Annotated in this window: 19 protein-coding genes; 8 read left to right on the top strand and 11 right to left on the bottom strand. The window is 68.9% G+C overall.

The annotated features are described in order from the left end of the window. The first annotated feature begins 73 nt into the window (after window positions 1–73). Genes AC1DZQ_RS19215 through AC1DZQ_RS19200 form a run of 4 tightly spaced genes read left to right on the top strand, consistent with a single transcriptional unit; the run spans window position 74 to window position 3307 of the window. Window positions 74–1111, top strand: coding sequence for a thiamine pyrophosphate-dependent enzyme (locus AC1DZQ_RS19215; RefSeq protein ID WP_476964996.1), 1038 nt, complete (start codon window positions 74–76; stop codon window positions 1109–1111). Next, window positions 1104–2153, top strand: a complete 1050-nt coding sequence (locus tag AC1DZQ_RS19210; RefSeq protein ID WP_476964995.1) for an alpha-ketoacid dehydrogenase subunit beta — start codon at window positions 1104–1106, stop codon at window positions 2151–2153. The genes AC1DZQ_RS19215 and AC1DZQ_RS19210 overlap by 8 nt, the downstream gene beginning before the upstream one ends. Further along, window positions 2146–2475 carry a biotin/lipoyl-containing protein gene (locus tag AC1DZQ_RS19205; RefSeq protein WP_476964994.1) on the top strand — a complete coding sequence of 110 codons (330 nt, stop codon included), beginning with the start codon at window positions 2146–2148 and terminating at the stop codon, window positions 2473–2475. Before AC1DZQ_RS19210 ends, AC1DZQ_RS19205 begins: the two co-directional genes overlap by 8 nt. A 4-nt stretch (window positions 2476–2479) precedes the next feature. After that, complete coding sequence (locus tag AC1DZQ_RS19200; RefSeq protein ID WP_476964993.1) at window positions 2480–3307, top strand: alpha/beta fold hydrolase; 828 nt, start codon at window positions 2480–2482, stop codon at window positions 3305–3307. A gap of 79 nt (window positions 3308–3386) precedes the next feature. On the opposite strand, the gene AC1DZQ_RS19195 is transcribed toward AC1DZQ_RS19200, so the two are convergent. From AC1DZQ_RS19195 to AC1DZQ_RS19185, 3 genes are all read right to left on the bottom strand, one after another. Beyond that, window positions 3387–4742 carry an MFS transporter gene (locus tag AC1DZQ_RS19195; RefSeq protein ID WP_476964992.1) on the bottom strand — a complete coding sequence of 452 codons (1356 nt, stop codon included), beginning with the start codon at window positions 4740–4742 and terminating at the stop codon, window positions 3387–3389. A gap of 161 nt (window positions 4743–4903) precedes the next feature. Then, the gene (gene hpaB, locus AC1DZQ_RS19190) at window positions 4904–6358 is read right to left on the bottom strand and encodes a 4-hydroxyphenylacetate 3-monooxygenase, oxygenase component (RefSeq protein ID WP_476964991.1); all 1455 of its coding nucleotides are present in this window, start codon (window positions 6356–6358) and stop codon (window positions 4904–4906) included. A 56-nt stretch (window positions 6359–6414) separates the two neighbouring features. Next, window positions 6415–6954, bottom strand: coding sequence for a flavin reductase family protein (locus AC1DZQ_RS19185; RefSeq protein ID WP_476964990.1), 540 nt, complete (start codon window positions 6952–6954; stop codon window positions 6415–6417). Between the two features lie 201 nt (window positions 6955–7155). Between AC1DZQ_RS19185 and AC1DZQ_RS19180 the strand changes: the two genes are divergently transcribed. Next, on the top strand, window positions 7156–7872 hold the full coding sequence (locus tag AC1DZQ_RS19180) for an IclR family transcriptional regulator (protein ID WP_476964989.1): 717 nt from the start codon (window positions 7156–7158) through the stop codon (window positions 7870–7872). A gap of 118 nt (window positions 7873–7990) precedes the next feature. On the opposite strand, the gene AC1DZQ_RS19175 is transcribed toward AC1DZQ_RS19180, so the two are convergent. The 6 genes from AC1DZQ_RS19175 to AC1DZQ_RS19150 all read right to left on the bottom strand — a co-directional run bounded on the left by AC1DZQ_RS19175 (window position 7991) and on the right by AC1DZQ_RS19150 (window position 15784). Next, a complete protein-coding gene (locus AC1DZQ_RS19175; protein ID WP_476964988.1) occupies window positions 7991–9436 on the bottom strand; it encodes an MFS transporter in 1446 nt (481 codons plus the stop codon). A gap of 169 nt (window positions 9437–9605) precedes the next feature. Next, window positions 9606–12716, bottom strand: coding sequence for an AAA family ATPase (locus AC1DZQ_RS19170; protein WP_476964987.1), 3111 nt, complete (start codon window positions 12714–12716; stop codon window positions 9606–9608). Continuing rightward, window positions 12713–13894, bottom strand: coding sequence for an exonuclease SbcCD subunit D (locus AC1DZQ_RS19165; RefSeq protein ID WP_476964986.1), 1182 nt, complete (start codon window positions 13892–13894; stop codon window positions 12713–12715). The genes AC1DZQ_RS19170 and AC1DZQ_RS19165 overlap by 4 nt, the downstream gene beginning before the upstream one ends. 82 nt (window positions 13895–13976) lie before the next feature. Next, complete coding sequence (locus AC1DZQ_RS19160; protein ID WP_476964985.1) at window positions 13977–14921, bottom strand: MIP/aquaporin family protein; 945 nt, start codon at window positions 14919–14921, stop codon at window positions 13977–13979. A 168-nt stretch (window positions 14922–15089) separates the two neighbouring features. Next, window positions 15090–15431 (bottom strand): DUF202 domain-containing protein, encoded by a 342-nt coding sequence (locus AC1DZQ_RS19155; protein ID WP_476964984.1) that lies wholly within the window; start codon window positions 15429–15431, stop codon window positions 15090–15092. Further along, complete coding sequence (locus AC1DZQ_RS19150; protein WP_476964983.1) at window positions 15428–15784, bottom strand: YidH family protein; 357 nt, start codon at window positions 15782–15784, stop codon at window positions 15428–15430. The genes AC1DZQ_RS19155 and AC1DZQ_RS19150 overlap by 4 nt, the downstream gene beginning before the upstream one ends. Before the next feature lie 174 nt (window positions 15785–15958). Here AC1DZQ_RS19150 and AC1DZQ_RS19145 point away from each other — a divergent pair, with 174 nt between their 5' ends. Continuing rightward, on the top strand, window positions 15959–17155 hold the full coding sequence (locus AC1DZQ_RS19145; protein WP_476964982.1) for an ADP-ribosylglycohydrolase family protein: 1197 nt from the start codon (window positions 15959–15961) through the stop codon (window positions 17153–17155). A 34-nt stretch (window positions 17156–17189) separates the two neighbouring features. On the opposite strand, the gene AC1DZQ_RS19140 is transcribed toward AC1DZQ_RS19145, so the two are convergent. Beyond that, window positions 17190–17771 (bottom strand): DUF4395 domain-containing protein, encoded by a 582-nt coding sequence (locus AC1DZQ_RS19140; RefSeq protein ID WP_476964981.1) that lies wholly within the window; start codon window positions 17769–17771, stop codon window positions 17190–17192. A gap of 78 nt (window positions 17772–17849) precedes the next feature. Next, window positions 17850–18866, bottom strand: a complete 1017-nt coding sequence (locus AC1DZQ_RS19135) for a 3'-5' exonuclease (protein WP_476964980.1) — start codon at window positions 18864–18866, stop codon at window positions 17850–17852. A 101-nt stretch (window positions 18867–18967) separates the two neighbouring features. On the opposite strand from AC1DZQ_RS19135, the gene AC1DZQ_RS19130 reads away from it, so the two are divergent. Then, a complete protein-coding gene (locus AC1DZQ_RS19130) occupies window positions 18968–19735 on the top strand; it encodes a VTT domain-containing protein (RefSeq protein WP_476965003.1) in 768 nt (255 codons plus the stop codon). A 302-nt stretch (window positions 19736–20037) separates the two neighbouring features. Continuing rightward, on the top strand, window positions 20038–21894 hold the full coding sequence (locus AC1DZQ_RS19125; RefSeq protein ID WP_476964979.1) for a hypothetical protein: 1857 nt from the start codon (window positions 20038–20040) through the stop codon (window positions 21892–21894). Window positions 21895–22163: the final 269 nt, after the last annotated feature.

The raw sequence follows: 22163 nt of genomic DNA, 5'->3' as shown, positions 1-22163 counted from the left end.
CCGCATTGTGCAGTCTGGGCACCCCAGCCTAGGCTGATTGCCCACCCGGCCGCCGGTGACTAGGGTCACAGGCATGGACACACTTCTTCCCGTGGCTTCCGGCAGCGCTGCCGGGCCGCTCACTGCCGACGAGCTCCGCGAGCTTTATTCGCTCATGGTGGCCGTCCGGCACCTCGACACCTCGGCCATCGCCTGGCAGCGGCAGGGCATCATCCCCGGCTACGCCCCCGAACTCGGCCAGGAAGCAGCCCAGGTGGGCAGCGGCTACGCCGTGGACACCGCCCGGGACTTCGTCTTCCCCACCTACCGCGAAATGGGCGTCGCCCGGACCATGGGGGTGGACATGGTGGCCTACATGTCCACGCACAAGGCCACGTGGCACGGCGGCCTGTACAACCCGATGGAGTCCCGGCTGGCCCCGATCCAGGCCGTCGTCGCCGGGTCCGTGCTGCACGCCGTCGGCTGGGCCCACGGCCAGACGCTGGACCAGAAAGACGGCGTCGCCCTGACCTACTTCGGCGACGGCGCTTCCTCGCAGGGCGATGTGCACGAGGCGATGAACTTCGCCGCCGTGATGAAGGCGCCCGTGGTGTTCTTCGTCCAGAACAACGGCTGGGCCATCTCGGTCCCCACCGAACGGCAGGTGGCCGGCGGTTCCGTCGCGGCCCGCGCCGCGGGCTACGGGATGCCGGCGCTGAAGATCGACGGCGACGACGTCGTCGAGGTCCTCGAGGCGACCCGCCGCGCCTTCGCGCATGCCCGCTCCGGCAACGGCCCGGTGCTGATCGAGGCCATGACCTACCGCCGCGGCCCGCACTCCACGTCCGATGATCCGGGCCGCTACCGTTCCCTCGACGAGGAACGCGACGGCGCCGGCACCGACCCGCTCGAGCGGCTCCGGCAGCGGCTGCTGGCCGATGGAATCGCGGACGAGGCGTTCTTCACCGAGGCCCTCGCCGCGGCCAAGGCCGAAGAGGAGCAGATCCGCACCGGCATCCAGGCTCTCGGCTCCCGGCCCGGAACTGAAATGTTTGACCTGGTCTTCCAGGAAACCACCCCGGCCCTGCAGGCCCAGGCCGCCAACTGGCGCGAGGAGTCCGAACATGTCTAACTCGATACTCGAAGACGCAACTGCCGCAGGCACCAACACGGCCACGGACAGCCCCGCCCCAACCACCGTGATGTCGATGCAGCAGGCGCTCAACCGCGCCCTCGACGAGGTCCTCGCGGACAACCCCAAAGCCGTGATCTTCGGCGAGGACTGCGGCCGGCTCGGCGGCGTCTTCCGCATCACCGACGGGCTGCAGGCCAAGCACGGCGCGCAGCGCGTCTTTGACACCCCGCTGGCGGAATCCGGCATCCTGGGCATGTCCGTGGGCCTGGCGATGGCCGGGTTCCACCCCATTCCCGAGGTCCAGTTCGACGGCTTCGCGTACCCGGCCATCAACCAGATCGTCTGCCAGATCGCCCGGATGAACTACCGCAGCCGGGGCACCATGCCGATGCCCATCACCCTGCGCGTGCCCAGCTTCGGCGGCATCCGCGCCCCCGAACACCACGGCGAAAGCCTGGAGGCGCTCTTCGCCCACGTGCCGGGCCTGAAGGTGGTCTCGCCGTCGAACCCGCATGAGGCCTACCACCTGCTCAAGTACGCCGCCACGCGGCCGGACCCGGTGATCTTCATGGAGCCGAAGTCGCGGTACTGGCAGAAGGGCGACGTCGCCACACACGACTCCGGCTCCCCCACCGGCGCCAAGGTGATGCGGACCGGCCGACACCTCACGCTCGTCGCGTGGGGCGCCATGGTGGCCCGCTGCCTGCAGGTGGCCGAGCTCGCGGCCGAGGACGGGATCGACATCGAGGTCCTGGACCTGCGCTGGCTCAAGCCGATCGACGCCGAGGCCCTCGCCGCCTCCGTGCGCAAGACACGCCGCGCCGTCGTCGTCCACGAAGCGCCGCTCACCTCCGGCCTCGGCGCCGAAGTGGCGCAGCTGATCACGCAGAGCTGCTTTGACACGCTTAAGGCACCGGTGGAGCGCGTCACCGGCTTCGACGTCCCGTACCCCTCGGGCGACCTGGAAGATGAATACATCCCGAACATTGACCGGATCCTCTTCGGCATCCAGCGAGTATTGGAGTACAAACGTGGCTGAAATTTCCTTCCCGCTCCCGGATCTCGGCGAGGGCCTGATCGAGGCAACCGTGCTGGAATGGCTGGTTTCCCCGGGCGACCAAGTGGAGCGCAACCAGCCGCTCGTGGAGGTCGAAACCACCAAGTCGGCCGTTGAATTGCCCAGCCCGCAGGCAGGTAAGGTAGTGCGTATCTACGGCGGGCCCGGCGACAAGATCAATGTCGGCGAGCCCCTGATTGTGTTTGAGGTGCCGGACAACACCGCCGGCATCGTGGGCACGGTCCCGAAGGAAGAGGCACCTAAGCGCCGGGTCCGCCTGAGCGCCGTACTTGATGAGGACTGAGAGCATGAGCGGCAGACACACCGGCGAACTGCATTCGCACACCGTGGAGGGCACGGACCCCCAGCTGTACGTGCAGGTGCATGAGCCCCAGAACGACGCCGGGCTCCGGCCCGTCCTGCTGCTGCACGGTTTTTCCTCCTCGTCCAAGCTCAACTGGGAGGACAGCGGCTGGCTCACCGCCCTGCTGGAAGCCGGCCGGCGCGTCATCACCGTGGACCTGCCCGGCCACGGCCGCAGCGGCGCCCCGGAGGACATGGACTCCTACTCCCCCAGCCGGATCCGCGCGGACCTGCTGCAGATAGTGTTCGACGCCGGCGTGCGTCCGCTGCGCGACGGCGACCCGTCCAGCGGGCTCGACGTGATCGGCTATTCGCTGGGGTCCCGGCTCGCCTGGGAGTTCGGCGCCACCCAGCACGAGCTGGTGCACCGGCTGGTCCTGGGCGGCCCGAACGTCGCCGACCCGCTGGCGGACTTCGACCTGATCGCCGCGCAGCGGTACCTGGCCGACGGCACCCCGATCGCGGACGAATCAACTGCGGGCCTGCTGAAGATGGCCATGCTGCTGCCCAGCAACAACATCTTCGCGCTGCTGTCCCTGGTCGAGGCGATCAAGACCGAACCGTACGACCCCGGCGAAGCCGTCCCCCGCATGCCGATGCTCCTCGTGGCGGGGGAAAAGGACGACCGGGCGGCCTCCATGCCGGAGCTCGCCGCCCTCGGCGCCAAGGCCGGCGGCATGGTCGAACAGCTGGTGCTGCCGGGCCGGAACCACACCAACGCCATCACCAGCCGCGCCTTCAAGCAGGGCGCCATCAGCTTCCTGGGCGTCTAAGCAGACAGGCAGCCGCCACAGGCAAACACAAAAGAGGCACGGACCGCGGTCCGTGCCTCTTTTGTGCCTTGCTTTGTGGCTAGCGCTTGGCCTCTTCGGCCGGCGCGTGATGGCTGACGCCGAGCGGGCGGCCCTTCGTTTCCCCGGCCAGCAGGACGCCGATGGCGGAGATGACGCAGAGGATCATGATGTAGATGCCGATCGACCCGGTCCAGTGGGTGCCCTGCAGCAGGGTCTCCGCGATGGTGGCTGCAAACGCGCCGCCAAGGATGGCGCCGAAGGCGTAGCCGATCGAGATGCCCGAGTAGCGGACCTCCGGCGGGAACATCTCGGCGTACATGGCGGACATGGGGCCGTAGGAGAGGCCCAGGCCGATGGTCAGGACGAACAGCGCCACGCCGTAGAGCACGATGTTCTTGGTGTCGATGAGGGCGAACATCGGAATCATCCAGGCGAAGACAATGCCGTAGCCGATCAGGAAGGTCTTGACGCGGCCGATCTTGTCCGACAGCCAGCCGCCGACCAGCGTGAAGATCAGCCAGCCGAAGGAAGCCAGCGTGGTGGCCAGCAGGATCTGCGGGGTGGGCATCTTGAGGGACTTGGTGGCGTAGGAGATGAAGAAGGCAATCAGCAGGTAGCCGGCGGCGTTGTTGCCGATGAAGATCATCGTCGAATAGAGGACGGCCTTCTTGTGCTTGCGGAGCAGCTCGCCCAGGGGCGCCTTGCTTTCTTCCTTGCGGTCCTGCATCTCCTTGAAGACGGGGCTCTCAGCGACTGCCCGGCGGATCAGGTAGCCGACCACGATCAGCACGATGGAGAGCAGGAACGGCACACGCCAGCCCCAGGACGCGAAGTCTTCCTTGGACATGGACGTGTTGAGGAAGTACAGCAGGCCGGTGGCGAGGATCATGCCGACCGGAACGCCGATCTGCGGGTAGGCGCCGAACAGGCCGCGCTTGCTCTTGGGAGCGTGCTCCACGGCCATCAGGGCAGCGCCGCCCCATTCACCGCCGGCGGAGAAGCCCTGGATGACGCGGAGCAGGATCAGCAGAATCGGGGCCCAGACGCCGATCTGCGCGTAGGTGGGCAGCATGCCGATCAGGGCCGTGGCGGCGCCCATCATGATCAGGGTGAAGACCAGCATGGCCTTGCGTCCGAGGCGGTCGCCCAGGTGGCCGGCGACGATCGCGCCGAGCGGGCGGAAGAGGAAGCTGATGCCGATGAGGGCGAAGGACAGGATCTGCGCCAGGCCCGGGTTGGATTCGTTCAGCGGGGCGAGGAACAACGGCGACAGCAGCGTTGCTGTCAGCTGGGCAAAAATGAAGAAGTCGTACCACTCGATGGTGGTGCCGACCAGGGTCCCGGCGAGGACCTTGCGTTCCTCATGTTTGCTGCTGGGACCCGCCTCGGTATCGACACGTGAAGTTGCGGTCATTGAAACTCCGTTGCTGGGGGCAGAGGTACTGCCTAATGTGGGTGCGAAGTGGATAACTGAGTCCTGCTGGAATTACTGATCGAACGGTCAGTTAGTATCCTAAATACTACTATGAAATATGTGATAGGGCACACATATTCCCGGGGAATGTCTTCCGCGGGTCAGTCCGTGCGGTTGAGCAGCTCGCGGACCCTTTCCCGGACCGGGCCGCGGTCGTAGGTGTTTACCAGGGCCCCGGCCATGCGGACCGGGTCCCCGAAGAAGAAGTACTCGTAGAGCGACTGGCGCCCGGCGAACCCGGAGATCGAGGCGTCGAAGGCCAGCTTGAACAGCCGGACGCGCTCGGGGCCGGTCAGGGTCTTGCCCTGCAGGTACAGCTCGATGTCCTCCCGGGCCTCGCTGTTGACGTCCGCCTCACCCGGCAGGGCCATGAGGCCCGACGCCGAGAACTTCCGGATGATCTGCGGGAAGCGCTGGGCGATCTTTGGGTACCAGTTGCGGGCGGCGTTCAGCGTGGACCACTTCGGCAGCATGACGCCGGCGTCGTTGAGCGCGGCGTCGGCCTCGGAGGCGCGGACCAGCGCCTTGCCGATTTCTACGTCGATAATGAGCTCGGCGATGTCCTCCTGGATGTGCTGGAACCCGTCGATGCCGATCGAGTCGGCCAGTTCTGATGCCAGGCCCAGGAAGAACTCGCTCTTGGCGATGGTGCGGGTGACCACCTGGTGGGTCATGAGCGCGCCGGCACCGGTTTCGGTGTAGAAGCTGTTGCACAGTTGCGGGTGGCCGAGCATGAAGATGCGCTCGTTGGGCACGAAGACGTGGTCAAAGACCGCGACGGCGTCCATCTCCTCATAGCGGGAGGCCAGCGGCTCGTCGTGGGTGCTGCCGCCGTTGTACAGCGAGGTGCGGCAGAGGTAGCGCAGGCCCGGGGCATCGTTGGGGATGGCGAACGCGTAGGAATAGGGCGCGTCCTCCGGGGTGCCCCGCAGGACCGTGGACGGGAACACGAGGAGCTCGTCTGCGATCGGGGCAATGGTGGCGAGCATGCGTGCGCCCTGGATGACGATCCCGTCCTCTCGCTCCTCCACGATCCGGGCCGAGAGCTGCCCGCCGAGCTGCTCCGAGCCGGAGACCGAGCGGTTCACCTGCGGCGGGATGAGCGTGTGCGTGGCGAGGATGTCGTTTTCCCGGGCCCATTCGTAGTAGTTGCGGATGTTCTCGCCGAACTTCGGATCCGCCTGCGCGAACCACTCCCCCGCCGTGCCCAGCGCGGTGAGCGCGGAGTTCATGTAGTCCCCGGAGCGGCCAAGGAAGCCGTTGGAGGACTCGGCCCAGGTGGAGATGGCGCGGCGCCGCCGCTGGAGGTCCTCGATGGTCTTCGGCACCAGGAAGGAGGCGTTGACCAGATCCCCGGTGCTGGGCGAGGTGTAGGTGAGCGCGTCCTGGTACTTCGGGTCGTGCTGCATGTCGAAGAGCCCGGCGTAGGAGCGGGCCACATTGCGGAAAGCCGGGTGCTCGGCGATCTTCTCGCTGACCACCTCGCCGTCGATCACCACATGCGGGGTCATGGCGTTGAGCTTGTCCAGGTACTGCCGTCCGGTGCGGATGCCCATTGGTCTTCCTCCAGTCGTCGTTGAGCTGAGCTGTGGTGAATGGATGTGGCGCGGCGCTAGAGCAGGTCCTCCATGCCCAGCAGGCTTTCCGGGATGGTGGTGAAGGTGCCGTTGGCGAACGCCAGGGCATCGCCGTTGCGGTAGTTGAAGTCCACCACCTCGCCGATATACAGGGTGTGGTCGCCGCCGTCGTACGCCGCCCAGGGCCTGCATTCGAAATAGGCGAGGACGTTGGACAGCCGCGGCGCGGTGTCCCCCTCCACCCACAGCGGTTCGGGGCCGGGCCGGCCGGCGAAGTGCATGGCCAGGTACCGCTGCTCGGCGCCGAGGATATTCACGGTGAAAGGCCGGCCGGCGAGTTCATCGTGGGCCTTGGCAGTGCGGGCGATGCTCACCAGAACCAGCGGGGGGTCCATCGAGACCGAGGTGAAGGAGTTCACGGTGATGCCGTGGCGCTTCGTGACCCCGTCGAAGGTCACGATCGCGACGCCGGTGGCAAACCTGCCGAGGCTGCCCCGGAAGTGGTTGGCCCGCGGGGCAGACAGCGCGCCCTGGCCCTGGACACCCCCGGCGTGGTCGCGTGGCTTGGCAATCATCACTGATCCCTTGCGTTCGTTGCGGTCTTCCTCGGCTGTGGTTTGGCTGACCCGTGAATTGAGTGACCTGTGTTTTGGATGGGGTGTGTTCTATAATCGAACAAGTAGTTCCCATATAGAACGCTAGCGGACCGTGAGCCGGAATACAAGGGTTGCCCGGCGCGCCCGGCGTCCAGCGACCCCGCCCCTAGGATGGACCCCATGACCCCGAACGCCGGCACCGCCCAGGCTTCCCCGTCCCAGACGCTGTCCCGCGGCATCAGGGCGTTGGAGATCCTCGCCGAGGCGGAGCAGCCACTCACCATTGCCGAACTCGCCGATGCCATGGGCGTCCACCGCTCCGTGGCCTACCGGATCCTGCGCACCCTGGAAGACCATTCACTGCTGGTGCGCGACGACGGCGGCCGCGTCCAGCCGGGCCCGGGTCTGGCCGTCCTGGCGCGCGGGGTCTCCCGCGACCTCCAGTCGGCGGCCCTGCCGGAACTGACCCAGCTCGCCAACACCCTGACCATGAGCGCCTTCGTGGCGGTCTGGGACCGGGAGGAGTGCGTGACGCTGGTGACGGTGGACCCGCGGCACAGCGGCGCCGCGGTGGTGCAGCACCCGGGGTCGCGGCATCCCATCAGCGCCGGGGCGCCGGGCATCGCCATCCAGTCCGCCTTCCTGGAACAGGAGTGGCGGGCCCTGGTTCCGGGCATCCCGTACCGGGCCGAAGCGGCGGAGGCCCGGCGCCGCGGCTTTGCCGCAAGCCATGACGAAGTGATCGCCGGTGTGTCCTCGATCGCGGTGCCGCTGCGGGTGCCGGGCGGCCGGCCGGCCGCCCTCGCCGTCGTCTACATCCGCGCCGCGCAGGATCCGGACGAGGTCGCCGCGGCCCTGACGGAGGCGGCGCGTCGCATCGAGGCGCAGCTGGGCTAAGCCCCCACAGGGCCCCGGCCGCCGTCGCCCCCTTCCCGCCGATGCCCTATCAGTAGATGTCGTTCTGGCGCCGTTTTAGGGACCAAAAGTGATAGCGCAACGGCGGGTTAGCGGGGGCTTAGGCGGCGGGCGCCGCCTTCTTTCCGCGCTGCCGGAGTACGACGGCGGCGGCCGTTCCCAGCAGGAACAGCGCCGAAGCGGCGCACACCGGAACGAGGAACGCCGTCGAATACCCGAAGTTCTGGGCCAGCTGTCCGGCGATCGAGGATCCGATCGCGGTGCCGGCCACGATGCCGCTGGCCAGGGCTGTCATGACCGTGCCGAGCTTTCCGGCCGGGGCCACGAGGCCGCCGATGGCGAAGACGGTGACCATGAGCGGCCCGACCGGCAGGCCAAGGACCAGCAGCACAAGGACCATGGGCAGCGCCGTCGAGGGCAGCAACAACAGTGATGCGAGGCCGGCCATGAGGGCCGCGCACGCAATCCAGCGGGCGTTGACGGTGAAGCGGCGGGGCCAGTACGCGACCGAAAGGGCGGCCGCCGCAGAGCTCAGGCCCATGACGGCGTAGAGCAGGCCCGCGAGCTCGGAGGTGGCGAAGCTGGCGGAGAACGAGCTCAGCGCTGTCTGGGTGGAGCCGAAGAAGGTGCCCATGCACACCATCGCCAGCACGGGAAGGGCGACGGCGGCGAAGGTCCTGGCGCGCTGGGCTGCCGTGCGGGTGTCCCCGCGGCCGTCCCCCGCCGCTGTCGGAGCCAGACCGGCTGACAGTCCTGCTGCCGGTCCGGCGGGCCGGCGCCGCGCTGTGCGGACCACCGCAAGGTTCGTGGGGTGGACGGCGAAGGCGGGCACGAGGACAACAGTCAGTGCCGCGGCCAGGGCCAGCGGCAGCCACGGTGCGAGAAAGCTCGCGAGGATACCGACGAGTGCGGGGCCGAGCACGAAGGTGAGCTCGTCCGCGGTGCTCTCATAGGAAAGGGCGGTGTCCAGGTCCGCGGAGTTTCCGCCCGCACGGGCTCCGGCCCCGGACGTCCGGGATGTCAGCGCCATCCAACGGACCCGGGCCAGCGGACCGACCTGCGGGCAGCTCACCCCGGCCACGAAGGCCGCGGCCAGCACGGGGACGGCGGCGGCAAGGTCATGGACCCCGGGGATGAGGTATGCCGTGAGGATCAGGGCAACGATGGCCACGGTGTTGGCGATGGCGGACACGAGCAGGACGCCGCGCTGGCCAAGCCGATCAGCGAGGACACCCAGGACGGGGGCACCCAGTGCGGAACCGATGCCGACGGCGCCGGCTGCGGCGCCGCCTACGGCGTAGGAGCCTGTGACGGCGGTGACGAGCGTCAGCGCGCCGACAGTGAGCATGGCCAGCGGCAGGCGGGCGAAGAGCCCCAGTGGGATGAAGCTGCGGCCGGCCAGCAGTGGCAGCTGCGCGTAGCGGCCGCCCTTGGCGGGGGCAGGGGCCTGCACTGCGGCGGACGGCCGGGCGGCGGGCGTAGCCTGGGCGTCGGTCGAAATTGGGGCGTCAAGAGTAGACGCCAAAGAAGACGGTGAAGGGTTCATGGTTTCCGGATTCGCTCAAATAGTGCGCATCGTCCCTCCTCCCGATGCGCGCGACCCGGTAACAGATCAATGATACCTGATCCCGTAACCGCCGTCCCGGGACCAGGCCCCGGGACGGGTCCCAGGGCCGGTTCCCAGAGAGGCAACGGGACGGATCCCAGAGAAGGGCTCAGACCCGGGTGTCGTCGCTGATGTGCAAGGCGGAGCCGCTGCGGCCCTTGACCACTTGGAGTTGGGTGCCAATGCGCTGCTTCATTTCGGCGACATGGCTCACGAGCCCCACCACCCGGCCGCCGTCGCGGAGGCCTTCGATGGCGTCCATGACCTGTTCCAGCGCCTGTTCGTCGAGGCTGCCGAAGCCCTCGTCCACGAAGAGAGTCTCGATGTCGACGCCGCCGGACTCGTGCTGCACGACGTCCGCCAGTCCGAGGGCCAGCGCAAGTGAGGCCATGAAGGACTCTCCCCCAGAGAGGGTGGCGGTGTCCCGGCGCTGGCCGGTCCACTCATCCACGACTTCCAGGCCGAGGCCGGACTTCGCGCCGCGTGCTGCCTTGGCGTCGGTGTGTTGCAGCGTGTAGCGGCCATCGCTCATGCCGATCAGGCGTTCGGAGGCGGCGACGGCCACCTGCTCGAGCCGGGCGGCGAGGACGTAACTGTTCAGGCTCATGCGGTAGGTGTTGTCTCCGCCGCCCTTGGCCGCGTCGGCCACGGCGGTGAGCAGCGCGGCCCGGTCCCGCGGCTCCCTGCCGGCGGCGGCGAGGTCCGCGTAGTCACCGGCGATGCGTCCGAGGGTCCGCAGCGAGTTTTCCGCCAGCCCGGCCGCAAGCACAGCTTCCCGGGCTTTGCGTTCAGCCGCCGCCGATTCAGTCCTGAGCGCTGCGAGGGCGTCATCGCGGACGACGTCCCCGGCGGCCCGCTCGGCTGCCGCCAGGGCGAGGTCTTCGCCGGCGAACAGTTCCTGGATCCTGGCGGCCTCATCCTGTCCGGCCCGGATGGCCGTTTCGAGACTTGTTGCCACCGGCGTTGGCAGCAGCGCTTCCCGCGCCGCGGTTTCGGTGCTGAATCCGGCCCCAGGGAGGGCCTGTTCAAGGTGCCGGCGTRCCTCCGCGGTGCGGGCGGCGGCCTGGTCGAGGGCGGACTGGGCGGCATCGGCGTGCTCCAGGACCGCCGCCGTGGACGTCAGGGCGGCGATCCGCTGTTCGAGAGTCGCGTGGCCGGCGCGCAGCGTGTCCAGGGCGTGTTCGAGGGCCTCTGCCTGTCCGTCGATTTCGGTGATGGTCGATTGCGTTTGGGCGATGCCGGAGGCGGCCTCGGCCTGCGCCCGGTCCGCGGCGTCGATGGCCGCTTCGAGCTCTGCCAGCCGGGCCCGGCTGGCGGCAAGGTCCGTGGCAGCGCGGGCGGCGTCATCGGCCCGTTCCCGGGCCAGGGCCGCCTCCTCGCGGGCTTCCCCGGGAGGTGTGCTGCCGCCCTGGGCCGCCAGGACGGCGACGTTCTGCTCGGCGTCGGCGAGCTCGCGTCCAAGGGCCGCGAGGGCCTCTTCTGCCGTGTCGCTGGCCAGTTGCGCGGCCTTCTCGGCCTCGGCGACGGCCAGGGCAGAGGCTGCCGCGGGGGCGGGCGCCGGGTGCTCCGGGCTGCCGCAGACGGGACATGGAACTCCGTCCAGGAGCTGGGTGGCGAGCTCGGCGGCGGCGTTCGTGAGCCGTTGCTCACGAAGGTCCAGCCAGTGCTGCCTCCGGTCCTGGTGCACGTTCCGGGCCGCGGCGTGCTGCGCGGCGATTGCCGTGCACCCGGCCTCGGCCGCGAGGAAGCGGCCAACGATGGTCACGAGTTCGTCAGCTGCCGTGGCCTCCTTGGTGCGCAGCTGGACTTCCGCGGCCAGCTCCTCGAGGGGGCGGATTCCGGCGGTCAGGGCCGCCGACTCAGTGCGCAGGGCGTCCAGGGCGGCGGCCCCGGTCAGCCGTCCGGTTTCCAGCTCCTGCAACTCCAGGCGCAGCCGGCTGCCGCGGTCAGAGAGTCCGGTGAACCGGGATTCGTCGGGCAGGCGTTCGGTGAGCACGGCATACAGGGACCGCAGCCGGGCGAGAGTGCTCCGGACGGCCGCGCTGTCCAACATGGCGGCATTCCCCGCACGGACGGGGTCCGCGGCGTCGTCGGCAACGCCGTCGGCAGCGCCCCCAGCCCCTGCGTGGATGAGGTCCTGCCCGGCGAGCTCCGGGTCTGTGGCTGCCGCGGACCGCAGCTGCCGCGCGGCCGCCAGCAGGGCCGTTCCTGCCAGGTCCTCGGCTGCCGCGGCGCTTTCGACGGCCTGCAGCTGGCCGCCGAGCACTTCGGCCTGGCGGTGCAGGCCCAGTGTGACGGCTTTGCCCGCCAGGACGGGGGCGGCGGCGTCGGCGTCAATCCGCCGCAGTTCCGCGGCGGCAAGCTTGGCGTGGCGGTTTGCCCGCGCGTTGGCGGCCTCCAACAGGGCGGTATGTTCGGCGGCCTGCTTCTCGGCTGCCGCGGCGGCGGTCCGCCGGCCTTCCGCGGCGGTTGCCGCGGCGCCGTCGAGCCAGGCCAACAGGGCATCGGGCTCGTCCCTGCCGGGGGCGCCGTCGGGCTCGAGTTCGAGCGCCGCAGTTTCGGCCTCCGCCTGCGCCAGCAGCAGGTCCAGCTTCGCACTGAGGCTGGCGACCTCGGCCTTGGCGGTCTGCGCCTGCCGGGACAGTTCCTGTTCCACGGCTTCAAAGCGCTGGGTGCCGAAAAGGCTCTGCAGCAGCTCCAGACGGTCAGAGGCCTTGGAGCGCAGGAAAGCCGCGAAATCGCCCTGCGGCAGCATGACCACGCGCGTGAACTGGTCCCGGTTCATGCCCAGGACGTCGGCGATCTCGGCTCCGGCCTCATCATTCCGGCCGGATTTCTCCACCCACGCGCCGTCGATGCGTTCGCGCAGCAGCGTGTTGGCCTGCTGGAGCGTGAAGCCGTTCCTGCCCCGGGCGCTCGGCTTGTCCCAGGCGGGTGACCGGGAGACTTCGAAATGCCGGCCCTTGGCCGAGAACTCACAGGTGACGCGCGGCTCGGCCGCGGCCTCCGCGTGGTCGCTGCGTAGCCGTTTCCCGTCCTGCCGGACGCCGGGAACCGATCCGTAGAGGGCGAAACAGATGGCGTCCAGGACGCTGGTCTTGCCCGCGCCGGTGGCGCCGTTGAGCAGGAACAGCCCGTGTGCGCTCAGGCGGTCGAAGTCGATCCGCTCCGTGCCGGCAAACGGGCCGAAGGCGGAAATCTCAAGGCGGTGGATCCTCACAGGGATACCCCTTCCAGGCGCACGGCGTCGAGCGCCTCAGCGAGAACAGCTGCCTCGGCGTCGGATGCGGGCCGACCGCGGACGTGGTCGAGGAATCCGCAGCAGACAGAGAGGTCATCCTCGGCTTCGGCAAGCCGGCTGCTGTAGCTGGCTTTCGGTGCCGCGCCGGGACCATCGGGATCGAAACCGAGCACCAGGGTGTCGGGGAACCGTGCCCGCAGGCGGTCCATTGCTTGTGCCGGGCGGGCCTCGTCCGTCAGCGTGATCTGGCAATAGGCGGCCTCGGCCCAGGCGAAGTCCTCCGACTCCAGGAGGTCAGCCAGCTTTCCGCGAAGCACGGCAAGGGTCCGGGGTGCGTCCCAGTGCACCTCTTGCACCCCACCGATTCCCTCGGCGTCGACCTCCACGAGCCAGCTGCCCTTCGTGTGCTTCGCTTCCGAGAAGGAGTACGCCAGCGGAGAGCCGGAGTAGCGCACCGCCGGGGAGAGCTGCTGTCGGCCATGCAGGTGGCCCAGGGCCGTGTAGCCAAAGCCGTCGAAGAGATCCAGCGGGACCGCGCCGACGCCGCCGATACTCAGATCCCGTTCGCTGTCGGAGCTGATGCCGCCGCTGGCGAAGGTGTGCGCCAGGACCACCGAATGGACGGTCCGGGTCTGACTCCGGTGCTGCACGTCGGCACGGATCCGTTCGGTGGCGGCGCGTGTGACCTCGAAGTGGCTCGCGGTCTCGACGCCCAGCTGCTCGGCGACCAGCCGGGGCTCCAGCCAGGGGATCCCGTAAATGGCCAGCACCGGCTCTGTATCGTTCACGGCGTCGCCCCCGAGCGGAAAGAGTACGGGAACGTCCAGTTCGTTCAGCCGCGTGCGCAAATGCACTCCCCCGCGCTCAAGCAGCCGCGACGCGAACCCCAGCCTGATGGCGGAGTCGTGGTTGCCGCTGGTCAGGACAACTTCGGCGCCGGCCCCGGTGAGGCGCACCAGGGCGTCATCCAGCAGGCCCACGACGTCGACTCCCGGCAGTGCGCGGTCATAGACGTCCCCAGCGATGAGGACGACGTCGATGCTCTCTTCCCGGACAAAGGTCACCAGCTGGTCGATGAAGGCGCGCTGGGCGTCCAGCATGCCGATGCCGTGGAAGGACCGGCCCAAGTGCCAGTCGGAGGTGTGCAATAACCGCATATTCCTACGGTATCGGCTGGCACCGACACTCTTGCGCCACCACCCCGTGAGGGTGACGGAGGTTATAGGTGGTCAGGCGTGGTTACTTTCCACCCTTGCGGTCGAAGAAGCTGCGGGCCTCGTCCTCGCCGGCGGGGGCGGCCGAAGCGGACGCGGAGGCGGCGGGGGCGGCATCGAAGTCAGCGTCACCGGAGTCGGCATCGTTCAAGCCGGCGTCCGTTGGCGCTCCGTCGGCGTGGGCAGTGGCCTGGCCAGGCTTGGCAGTGGTCTGGGCGAAGCCGCGGAAAACCAGCCCGGCGATGGCCGCACCGACCACCGGTGCCACCCAGAAGAGCCACAGCTGCCCGAGCGCATCCGGGCCGCTGAAGAGGGCCGACGCCGTTGCCCGGGCCGGGTTGAACGGCACATTGCCGAGGGCCTGGCCCAACTGCAGGAGCATCGCCGTCGTCAGGCCGACCGCGAAGGGGGCAGCCGCCCTGGCGGGATTCCGGCTGGCGGTCGTAGCAAGGAATATGGCCACGAGCAGAGCCGTGCCTAGGACCTCCACGAGCAGGACGCCGGCCATGGGCACCTGGATGACCGAGTGCTCGCCGAATCCGGCCGCCACGGTGGCGAATGCGGCCTGCGAGTCATCAATGGTCGGAACGGTGCGCAGGACGCCGAACAGGGCGACGGCCCCGAGCGCGGCGCCGACAAGCTGGGCGCCGATGTAGGCGGCGGCGTCGGCAAGCCGGATCCGGCCGGAGATGGCGTGGCCCACCGTGACGGCGGGGTTAAAGTGGCCGCCTGAGACGTACCCGACGGCCAGCATCGCGGCCGTCAGCGCCAGGCCGGCAGCCAGTGCCGCGGGCAGCGGGCTCGACTGCGGAATGGTGAAAAGCGGCACGCCCAGACCTGCGACCACGACGATCAGGGTCCCCAGCGCCTCGGCGGACAGCCGGGCCATGAGCCGGGGTCGGGGCGAAACGTCGCTCGCGGCCGGTGACTGGACGCCAACGGATTCGCGGGCTGGCACAAGCAGGGTCATGGTCAGGATTCCTTTGCTGGTGGCGGCGCGGCCGGGGGCTGCAGTTGCGCCGTCACCGGCCCGCCGGGCGGTGGTCCGAATGCGGCCTGGGCCGCCCGGAGAATGGTCCGCCAGCAGTCTGCCAGCGGAATCTGGATGTTGGCTGGATTCAGGCTTAGCGCGCCCGGCTTAGCGCCCCAGGGCCACCGCGGCCACGGCACTGGCGGCCAGGGCCACGACGGCGACGGCGGCCCAGCGCAGCAGCGCAGCCGGCGGCGCGGCGTTGGACCGCCGGAGCTCCCGCCCGCGGACCAGCACGCACACGCCCAGGACCAGCGTCGCGGCCATGGCGGCCAGCGCGCAGAGACCAAGGAAATCAACGGGACCGGCAATGCCGCCCCGGGACCCCGCGAGCGCCCAGCTTCGCCAGATCAGCAGGTCCGCCACGATGAGGCCCAGCAGGGTCCGGCGCCAGGACAGGGATGTCCGCTCGGGCTGCAGTCCGGGGTCACGGGCCGCCTCAGGGCTCACCGCGCCACCAGGACCAGAATGGCGAAAACCAGGGCCGCGGCCGCGACGCCGATGGTCATCACCAGCATCACCCCGGAGAACGGCAGCTCCCTGTTGTTCCGCATGGCAGCCTCCATGAGCCCCCACCGGTGGTAGGACAGGGCGGCCAGGCCCGCGCCGAGGAACGCGAGGATGACGCACAACGCGATCCGCACGGGTCCGGGCGCGATCTCCGGGGCCAGCTGGTCGATCGCCAGGGCTCCGGCAATCAGGGCCAGGGACGTGCGGATCCAGGCCAGGAACGTCCGCTCGTTGGCCAGGGAGAACCTGTAATCGGGGGTGGTCCCGGTCTTCCGCCACGCTGGTTCGCGCATTCGTTTCCTCCGCTGCCCGGCGATCCGCCGCCGGCGTTTGCCTCGCCTGACCGCTGGACGGGTCCTAACAGCACCCTACCGGCCTTCCGCATCCGCCGCCGAAGTCATTAGGTACAGGGGACGCGGGTCGGCGGCATTGCGGAGTGCGGTGCGGCGCCGGGTAAATTTGAGGGCATGAGCACCGAGCCCGGGACCAGCCCCGCACCCGCCCCAACACCCGGCCAGCCACACTCCCCCGCCCCTTCCCACGGCTCGCGCATCCACGGCTGCCTGCTGGGCGGCGCGCTCGGCGATTCGCTGGGCTACGCCGTCGAGTTCGACGACATATCCGCCATCCGCGCACGGTTCGGCCCCGCCGGCCTGCAGGATTTTTCCGCGCTCGACGCCGGCAGCCCCTTTTCGGACGACACGCAAATGACGCTGTACACCGCAGACGGCCTCCTCGAGGCGCTGGAATGGGCCAACGACGGCGTCGCATCGGACATCAACGCGTGCCTGTGGCTCGCGTACCTGCGCTGGCTGGGCACCCAGGGCGTCGCGGTGCCGGCGTCGGCCCCGTTCCAGCCGCCTCGCTGGATCGATGCCCAGGATGTTCTGAAGAGCCGGCGTTCGCCCGGCAACGCATGCCTGAGCGGACTCGCCACGGGCGAGATGGGTACCGTGAAGCGGCCGGTTAATCCGGATTCGAAGGGCTGCGGCACCGTGATGCGGTCGGCGCCGTTCGGCCTGATCCCCCACCTCGAACCCGAAACGGTCTATAAGCTCAGTGCCGATGCCGCGTCCCTGACCCATGGCCATCCCGCGGCACGGCAGAGCGCCGGAGTTTTCAGCCTGCTCATTCTTGCCCTGTCCTCCGGCCGCGGGCTGCGCGAAGCGGCGGAATCGGCCCTCGGACACCTGCTCGGCGGCGTCCTGCGCAAGGGTGAAGATCCGAACCCGGAGGTGGTGGCACGGCTGGAGACGGCCCTGCGGTTGGCCGGTGACGTGCCCGGCGGCGGAGACGTGCTCGGCCCCGAGGACCTGGTCGGCGAACTCGGCGAGGGGTGGGTGGCCGAGGAAGCCCTCGCCGTTGCGCTGTACGCTGTGCTGGCCACAGCCCCGGGAACCGGTACAGAAACAGGGACGGCGGAAGCCGTCAGTGCCACCGCCGGCGGTGCCGGGGCCGACGCCGCCCAGGCCCATTTCCGTGCCGCAATCGCGGTGGCGGTGAACCACAGCGGGGACAGCGACTCGACGGCGTCGATCGCCGGGAACATCCTGGGCGCGTTCTACGGCGAGCGCTGCCTGCCGGCGGACTGGCTGGCGGCGCTCCAGGGGCCGGAGGTCATCCGGGGCATGGCCTCACGGCTGGCGGCCGTCACCGGCTCGTAGCTTCGGCGGGCACCGGGTCCCAGGCGAGCAGTTCCTAGGCGCCCCGGAGTGAGATGTTGTTGCAGGCTTCGCAGACATCCGCGGGGATGAGCCCGCGGCGCTGCAGGAAGCCGAAAATGGTGCAGCCGAGGCAGAACCCGGCGAACGCCTCAAGGGACGCGGCGGCTATCAGGACTGCGAGCAGCACCCACGCCGCCGGCGCGAGGCCGGCAGCCAGCAGCAACGCGGCCGCCGTCGACACGGCGGCGCCGATGCCCTGGGCGAACCGCTTGGGCGGACCGGGAACGAGGCGGGTCCGCCCAAGCCAGGGCGTCAGGACCTTGACCGAGAGCTGGGCCAGGGGCGAGATTCGGGGGCCGAACAGCACGCGCAGCCAGAACCCGGCCGCGATGACGGCGAGCCCCCAGCCGAACCCGGTCAGCAGGGTCACGGCGGACAGCGCCACCACCAGGGCGGCGGTGATGCGGGCGGCGTACTCGTTCACCGGGTTCGGAAACGCGAACACCCGCCGCCAGTCAATGCCCCGCGTCGGCAGCACTGACGTCGCCGGCACTTCATTCGCCGGCATTGATTCCGACGGAACTGCAGGGGCCTGTGCATCCGTGGGTTTGCTCATCCGCCAAGGCTACGAGCGGGAGCGCCGTGGCTGGAATGATTGTTGCGCCATGTGACTGTAGGTTCAGGCACGACCGATTCAGAAGGGTGCTGCGGCCACGTGTCCGCCGACCATCTGGAGGAACTCGCCCTCGGACAAGACTTCGATCCGTTGCCCGCGTTCGTGCAGTTCCAGGACGCGGCGTGCCTTACCGGTCAACCGGCCCGAGCGCAGGTCCGCGGCCACGAACCCGTCGCCCACCACCAGGACGGTGGTGCGGGCCGTGACCCGGCTTTCAGGCCTGGCGCCGAGCTCTGCGGAGCGAACCTTGGCAACGGGGCGGGGAATTGCCAGCTCGCCAGTGAACACGACGGTCTGGCCGAACAGCGGGTGGTCGGGGCTGGCGGCGGCGTTGGGGACCGGGTTGGGGCCTTCCTCCGGCCACCCGGCAACGAACCGCCGGCCCGGAGGCGAGCCGGCAGTTCCCCCGGCGAGCGCCTCCAGCGCGGCCAGGGTGGCCTTGGACAGCGGGTCGCGCCGGGGGTCGAACGCCGGCTGGTGCGACACCGTCAGGCCCAGCGACAGATAGAGTTCGGCGATGCTCGCCGCCCCGTTGCGGGCGGCGATGTCGATCAGAATGCCGGCACAGGCCCGTGCGTCCTCGGCGGCATCGTGGTGGTTGACCAGCGGGACGCCGGCTTCCTCGGCTGCATAGGGCAGCGAATTGGACACCAGGGAGTAACAGCGCCGCGACAATATCACCGTGCAGACGTAGTCGTAGGCGGGCCCGGCCAGCCCGGACACTTCCAGGCCGGAGCGGATCACACCGAGATCGAACCCTGCATTGTGGGCCGCCAGCACGTCGCCGCCGATGAAAGCGCCGATCTCCGGGAACAGCTCCCCGAACCGGGGCAGTCCCGCCACCTGGTCCGGCCGGATGCCATGGATCCGCACGTTGTGGTGGTCGAAGGTGTCATGGTTTTCCGGCGGCCTCATCAGCCAAGAGGCTTCCTCGACGACCACGCCGCCGCGGACCTTGCTCAGGCCAACAGCGCACGGCGAACCGCGAAAGCCGTTCGCAGTCTCAAAGTCGATCGCCGTAAAGTCCAAAGCCACGGCCCAACTTTACCGTCCGCGGGCGGCGCCGCCCGCACCGGACCGGCCGCCGGGGCCGGCCGGCGGCCGTCAAGTACCCTTAACGGGTGAACGTAATAGCAATGAGCGACCTCGCCGTGTCCGCCCTTGGTGGCGCCGGCCCCGTCCAGCCGCAGCTGGCCTCCCTCCTGCCCGACTGGCTCAACCCGCAGGTTTTCCTGGCGAATCCGGCCTTCGCGCCGTGGGTGGTCCTGCTTGTCTGCGGCATCATCTTTGCCGAGACCGGGCTGTTGATCGGCTTCTTCCTGCCCGGCGACTCCATGCTGTTCACGGCCGGGCTGCTCGTGGCCACCGGCACCATCCAGGTCAACATCTGGGTCCTGACCGCGCTCATCATCGTCGCCGCGATCATCGGCAACCAGGTGGGCTACCTGATTGGGTCCAAGGCGGGACCCGCCCTGTTCAACAAGCCCGATTCCAAGCTGTTCAAGCGTGAAAACGTGGAAAGCGCGCATGCGTTCTTCGAAAAGCACGGCGGCAAGGCCCTGATCCTGGCCCGGTTCGTCCCGATCATCCGCACCTTCGTCCCGGTGATTGTGGGCGTCGCGCAGATGAGCAAGCGCAAGTTCTTCACCTACAACGTGATCGGCGCGGTGCTGTGGGGCGGCGGCGTCACGCTCCTCGGCTACCTGCTCGGGGACAAGGTCCCGTGGGTCAAGGACAACCTGGACATCATCTTCATCGCCATCGTGCTCATCTCCGTGATCCCGATCGGCGTCGAGGTGGTCCGCGGCAGGATCGCCAAGCGCCAGGCCGAGAAGTACGGCACCGACGTCGTGGACGAATTCATCGAGGAGCACGAGCCGGAAGAAGAGCGCCGGACCCCGTAGCCCAGGTCCCAATAGTCCTGTGCCGCGGTAGGCGCAGCAGTCAATAAGCAAGGCTCCCCACCGGGTGAACTGCACCCCAAAAGTTGGACTTGAAGGTAGGAGTCTAGATTTGGAAGGTGCGGTTCAATGCCGCCTGGCCACCACCCGGCCTGATCCAGGACCACCTGCCGTTCCGTTGCAGAAACCAGCTACGGACAGTCCTCACCGTAGCCCTGACCTGCGCAAACATTGTCGAAACGGTGTCTGGGCACTATAGTCGGCGACGGGGGAGCCGGGGAGCCGGCTCAAAGACTGGGGGAAAATTGAAGAAGAAGACTATCCGCCTCGGCATCGCCGGGGCGGTTACCGCGCTCTCGCTAACCGCGCTATCGCTGGCCGGCCTCGCCGTTCCGGCCCAGGCCGATGAGCTCATGCATGCCATCCCGCCGGCCCCGGCCGATCCCTGCGGCCCGGTGGTCGACTCCGTCAGATTCTGCGCGGCACCGGACGGGCATCCGTACCCGGTGCAGGTCAGCGGCGCCGTAGTGCCCGGCAAAAACGGAAGCCCCGGCATCGGCGGTGCCCTCCAGACCGGCAGCACCCTGACCGTTGTTGACGGTGCCTGGGATCCCGCGGACGCGACGCTGACGCACCAGTGGCTGCGCAACGATGTGCCCGTCCCGGGCGCCACCGGCCCCACCTACCTGCTCACCACGGCGGACCTCGGCAAGGGCATCCGGGTCAAGACGACGGCGGCGGCCCCGGGCTATGCAAAGACGACCCTGCAGTCCGCCATAACCGCCCCCGTCACGAACGCCGGCGGCGCCGTCCCGTCTCTCGTCGCGGAGAACGTTAGTTTCGGTACACCGAGCACCAACCCGGATATGCCCGGCGTGCTCGTGTACGGTGGGGGGATTTTCAGGGGCGCTCCGGTCATCCGGCTCCAGTACCAGTGGCTCCGCGACGGCAAGCCCATCCCGGGTGCCACCGCGGAAATGTTCGACACGACGGGCTGGGGTCCGACGGGGCTGCTCAGCGTCCGGGTCACCGGCCACGCTCCCGGGTTCAATCCGGCCACCGGGACCTCCAAACCGGAAAACGTTTCTAACTACGACCCGACTCCCGCCACTGTGGTCACCGGCGGCACCGGCCTGGGGGACGTCCTCACCGGCGCTGATGATGTTCCCTGGTCTTTCAGACCGTTCGAACACCACTACACGTGGCTGCGCGACGGCGTCGCGATTGCCGGAGCCACCGGGCTGACCTACACGATCACGGCCGCGGATCAGGGCCACACCCTGGTCCTGAGGACCGACGAACTTGGATACGACGGCAACCACCCCTACTCCAACCGCGTGGCTGTGCCGGCGGCCGCGGGGGTGGAGCTGAAGCAGCTGACGAATATCACCAAGCCGGTCGTGACCGGGACCGCCGTGACCGGCTCTGTGATGAAGGTGACGGCCGGCACCTGGTCCATACCGGCCGATAAACTGACCGTCACCTACGACTGGGTGGTCCCAGGCGTGGAGAAACCGGTCAGCGGCCCGACTTTCACCCCGGACACGCCCCAAGTCGGCAGGACCCTCACCGTCCTCGTGACCGCCTCCGCCCCCGGTTACACCACCGCCTGGGTAAAAGTCACCGCACCCAAGCCCGTGACCGCGCGTGAGTCGACGCGGGCCATTCGCGGGACCCTGACCGTCGGGTCGAAGGTGACCTTGACTCCGGACCCCTGGTATGACCGGGTCGAATCGGATGTACTGTGGATGCGCGACGGCGCCCCGATCGCCGGGGCCTACGGCTGGAGCTACGTCCTGGCGAAAGCCGACGCCGGCAAGAAGCTCTCGGTCAGTGTGAACCCGACTGCAACGGGCGGCAAGTACCAGACGCTCACCGCTTCGGCGAGGGTGGCGGGTCTGCCCCTGACGTCGGCCACGCCGACGATTGCCGGAACCGTCAAGGCCGGGAACGTACTGACCGTGAAGCGGGGCACCTGGACCTGGGGCACCGCCTTCAAGTACCGCTGGCTGCGCAACGGTGTCCCGATCTCCGGGGCCTGGGATTCGACCTACAAGGTCCGGACCGCCGACAAGGGCACCAAGCTCACCGTCCGCGTCACGGGCTCCCGGTTCGGCTACACGACCGTCTCCCGGACCAGCGGGGCGCGCATCGCACAGTGACACGGGCCGCTGACGCTTGGGATGCCCGTACTGATGAACCGAACCTAGCCGATTGCTAGTGGTTTGCAGACAAAGTCCAACATCCAGAGTTCATCATTGGGAGAACCAATGAAGGCTCCGCCCGAGTCGCGGACGGAGCCTTCATTGGTAAAAAGAAGCACAAAGCCTGACCTGCAAGCCGTAGGCTAGAGCGGCCGCTAATTGGGGCTCCAACTTTTGAGGTGCAGTTCCCGTGCGGGGCGCCTTCCTTCGTCTTACGCCCGGCGCGG

This window comes from Arthrobacter sp. P1_C12_2 (genome assembly GCF_056406415.1).
Note: the sequence above shows the minus strand (reverse complement) of the source record. Positions and strands in the feature narration are given on the sequence as shown.

What these genes read in the sequence shown, in the direction of transcription:
- AC1DZQ_RS19215 (WP_476964996.1), top strand. Translation starts at nt 74, where the DNA reads ATGGACACACTTCTTCCCGTGGCTTCCGGCAGCGCTGCCGGGCCGCTC.
- AC1DZQ_RS19210 (WP_476964995.1), top strand. Translation starts at nt 1,104, where the DNA reads ATGTCTAACTCGATACTCGAAGACGCAACTGCCGCAGGCACCAACACG.
- AC1DZQ_RS19200 (WP_476964993.1), top strand. Translation starts at nt 2,480, where the DNA reads ATGAGCGGCAGACACACCGGCGAACTGCATTCGCACACCGTGGAGGGC.
- AC1DZQ_RS19195 (WP_476964992.1), bottom strand. Translation starts at nt 4,742, where the DNA reads ATGACCGCAACTTCACGTGTCGATACCGAGGCGGGTCCCAGCAGCAAA.
- hpaB (WP_476964991.1), bottom strand. Translation starts at nt 6,358, where the DNA reads ATGGGCATCCGCACCGGACGGCAGTACCTGGACAAGCTCAACGCCATG.
- AC1DZQ_RS19185 (WP_476964990.1), bottom strand. Translation starts at nt 6,954, where the DNA reads ATGATTGCCAAGCCACGCGACCACGCCGGGGGTGTCCAGGGCCAGGGC.
- AC1DZQ_RS19180 (WP_476964989.1), top strand. Translation starts at nt 7,156, where the DNA reads ATGACCCCGAACGCCGGCACCGCCCAGGCTTCCCCGTCCCAGACGCTG.
- AC1DZQ_RS19175 (WP_476964988.1), bottom strand. Translation starts at nt 9,436, where the DNA reads ATGAACCCTTCACCGTCTTCTTTGGCGTCTACTCTTGACGCCCCAATT.
- AC1DZQ_RS19165 (WP_476964986.1), bottom strand. Translation starts at nt 13,894, where the DNA reads ATGCGGTTATTGCACACCTCCGACTGGCACTTGGGCCGGTCCTTCCAC.
- AC1DZQ_RS19160 (WP_476964985.1), bottom strand. Translation starts at nt 14,921, where the DNA reads ATGACCCTGCTTGTGCCAGCCCGCGAATCCGTTGGCGTCCAGTCACCG.
- AC1DZQ_RS19150 (WP_476964983.1), bottom strand. Translation starts at nt 15,784, where the DNA reads ATGCGCGAACCAGCGTGGCGGAAGACCGGGACCACCCCCGATTACAGG.
- AC1DZQ_RS19145 (WP_476964982.1), top strand. Translation starts at nt 15,959, where the DNA reads ATGAGCACCGAGCCCGGGACCAGCCCCGCACCCGCCCCAACACCCGGC.
- AC1DZQ_RS19140 (WP_476964981.1), bottom strand. Translation starts at nt 17,771, where the DNA reads ATGAGCAAACCCACGGATGCACAGGCCCCTGCAGTTCCGTCGGAATCA.
- AC1DZQ_RS19130 (WP_476965003.1), top strand. Translation starts at nt 18,968, where the DNA reads ATGAGCGACCTCGCCGTGTCCGCCCTTGGTGGCGCCGGCCCCGTCCAG.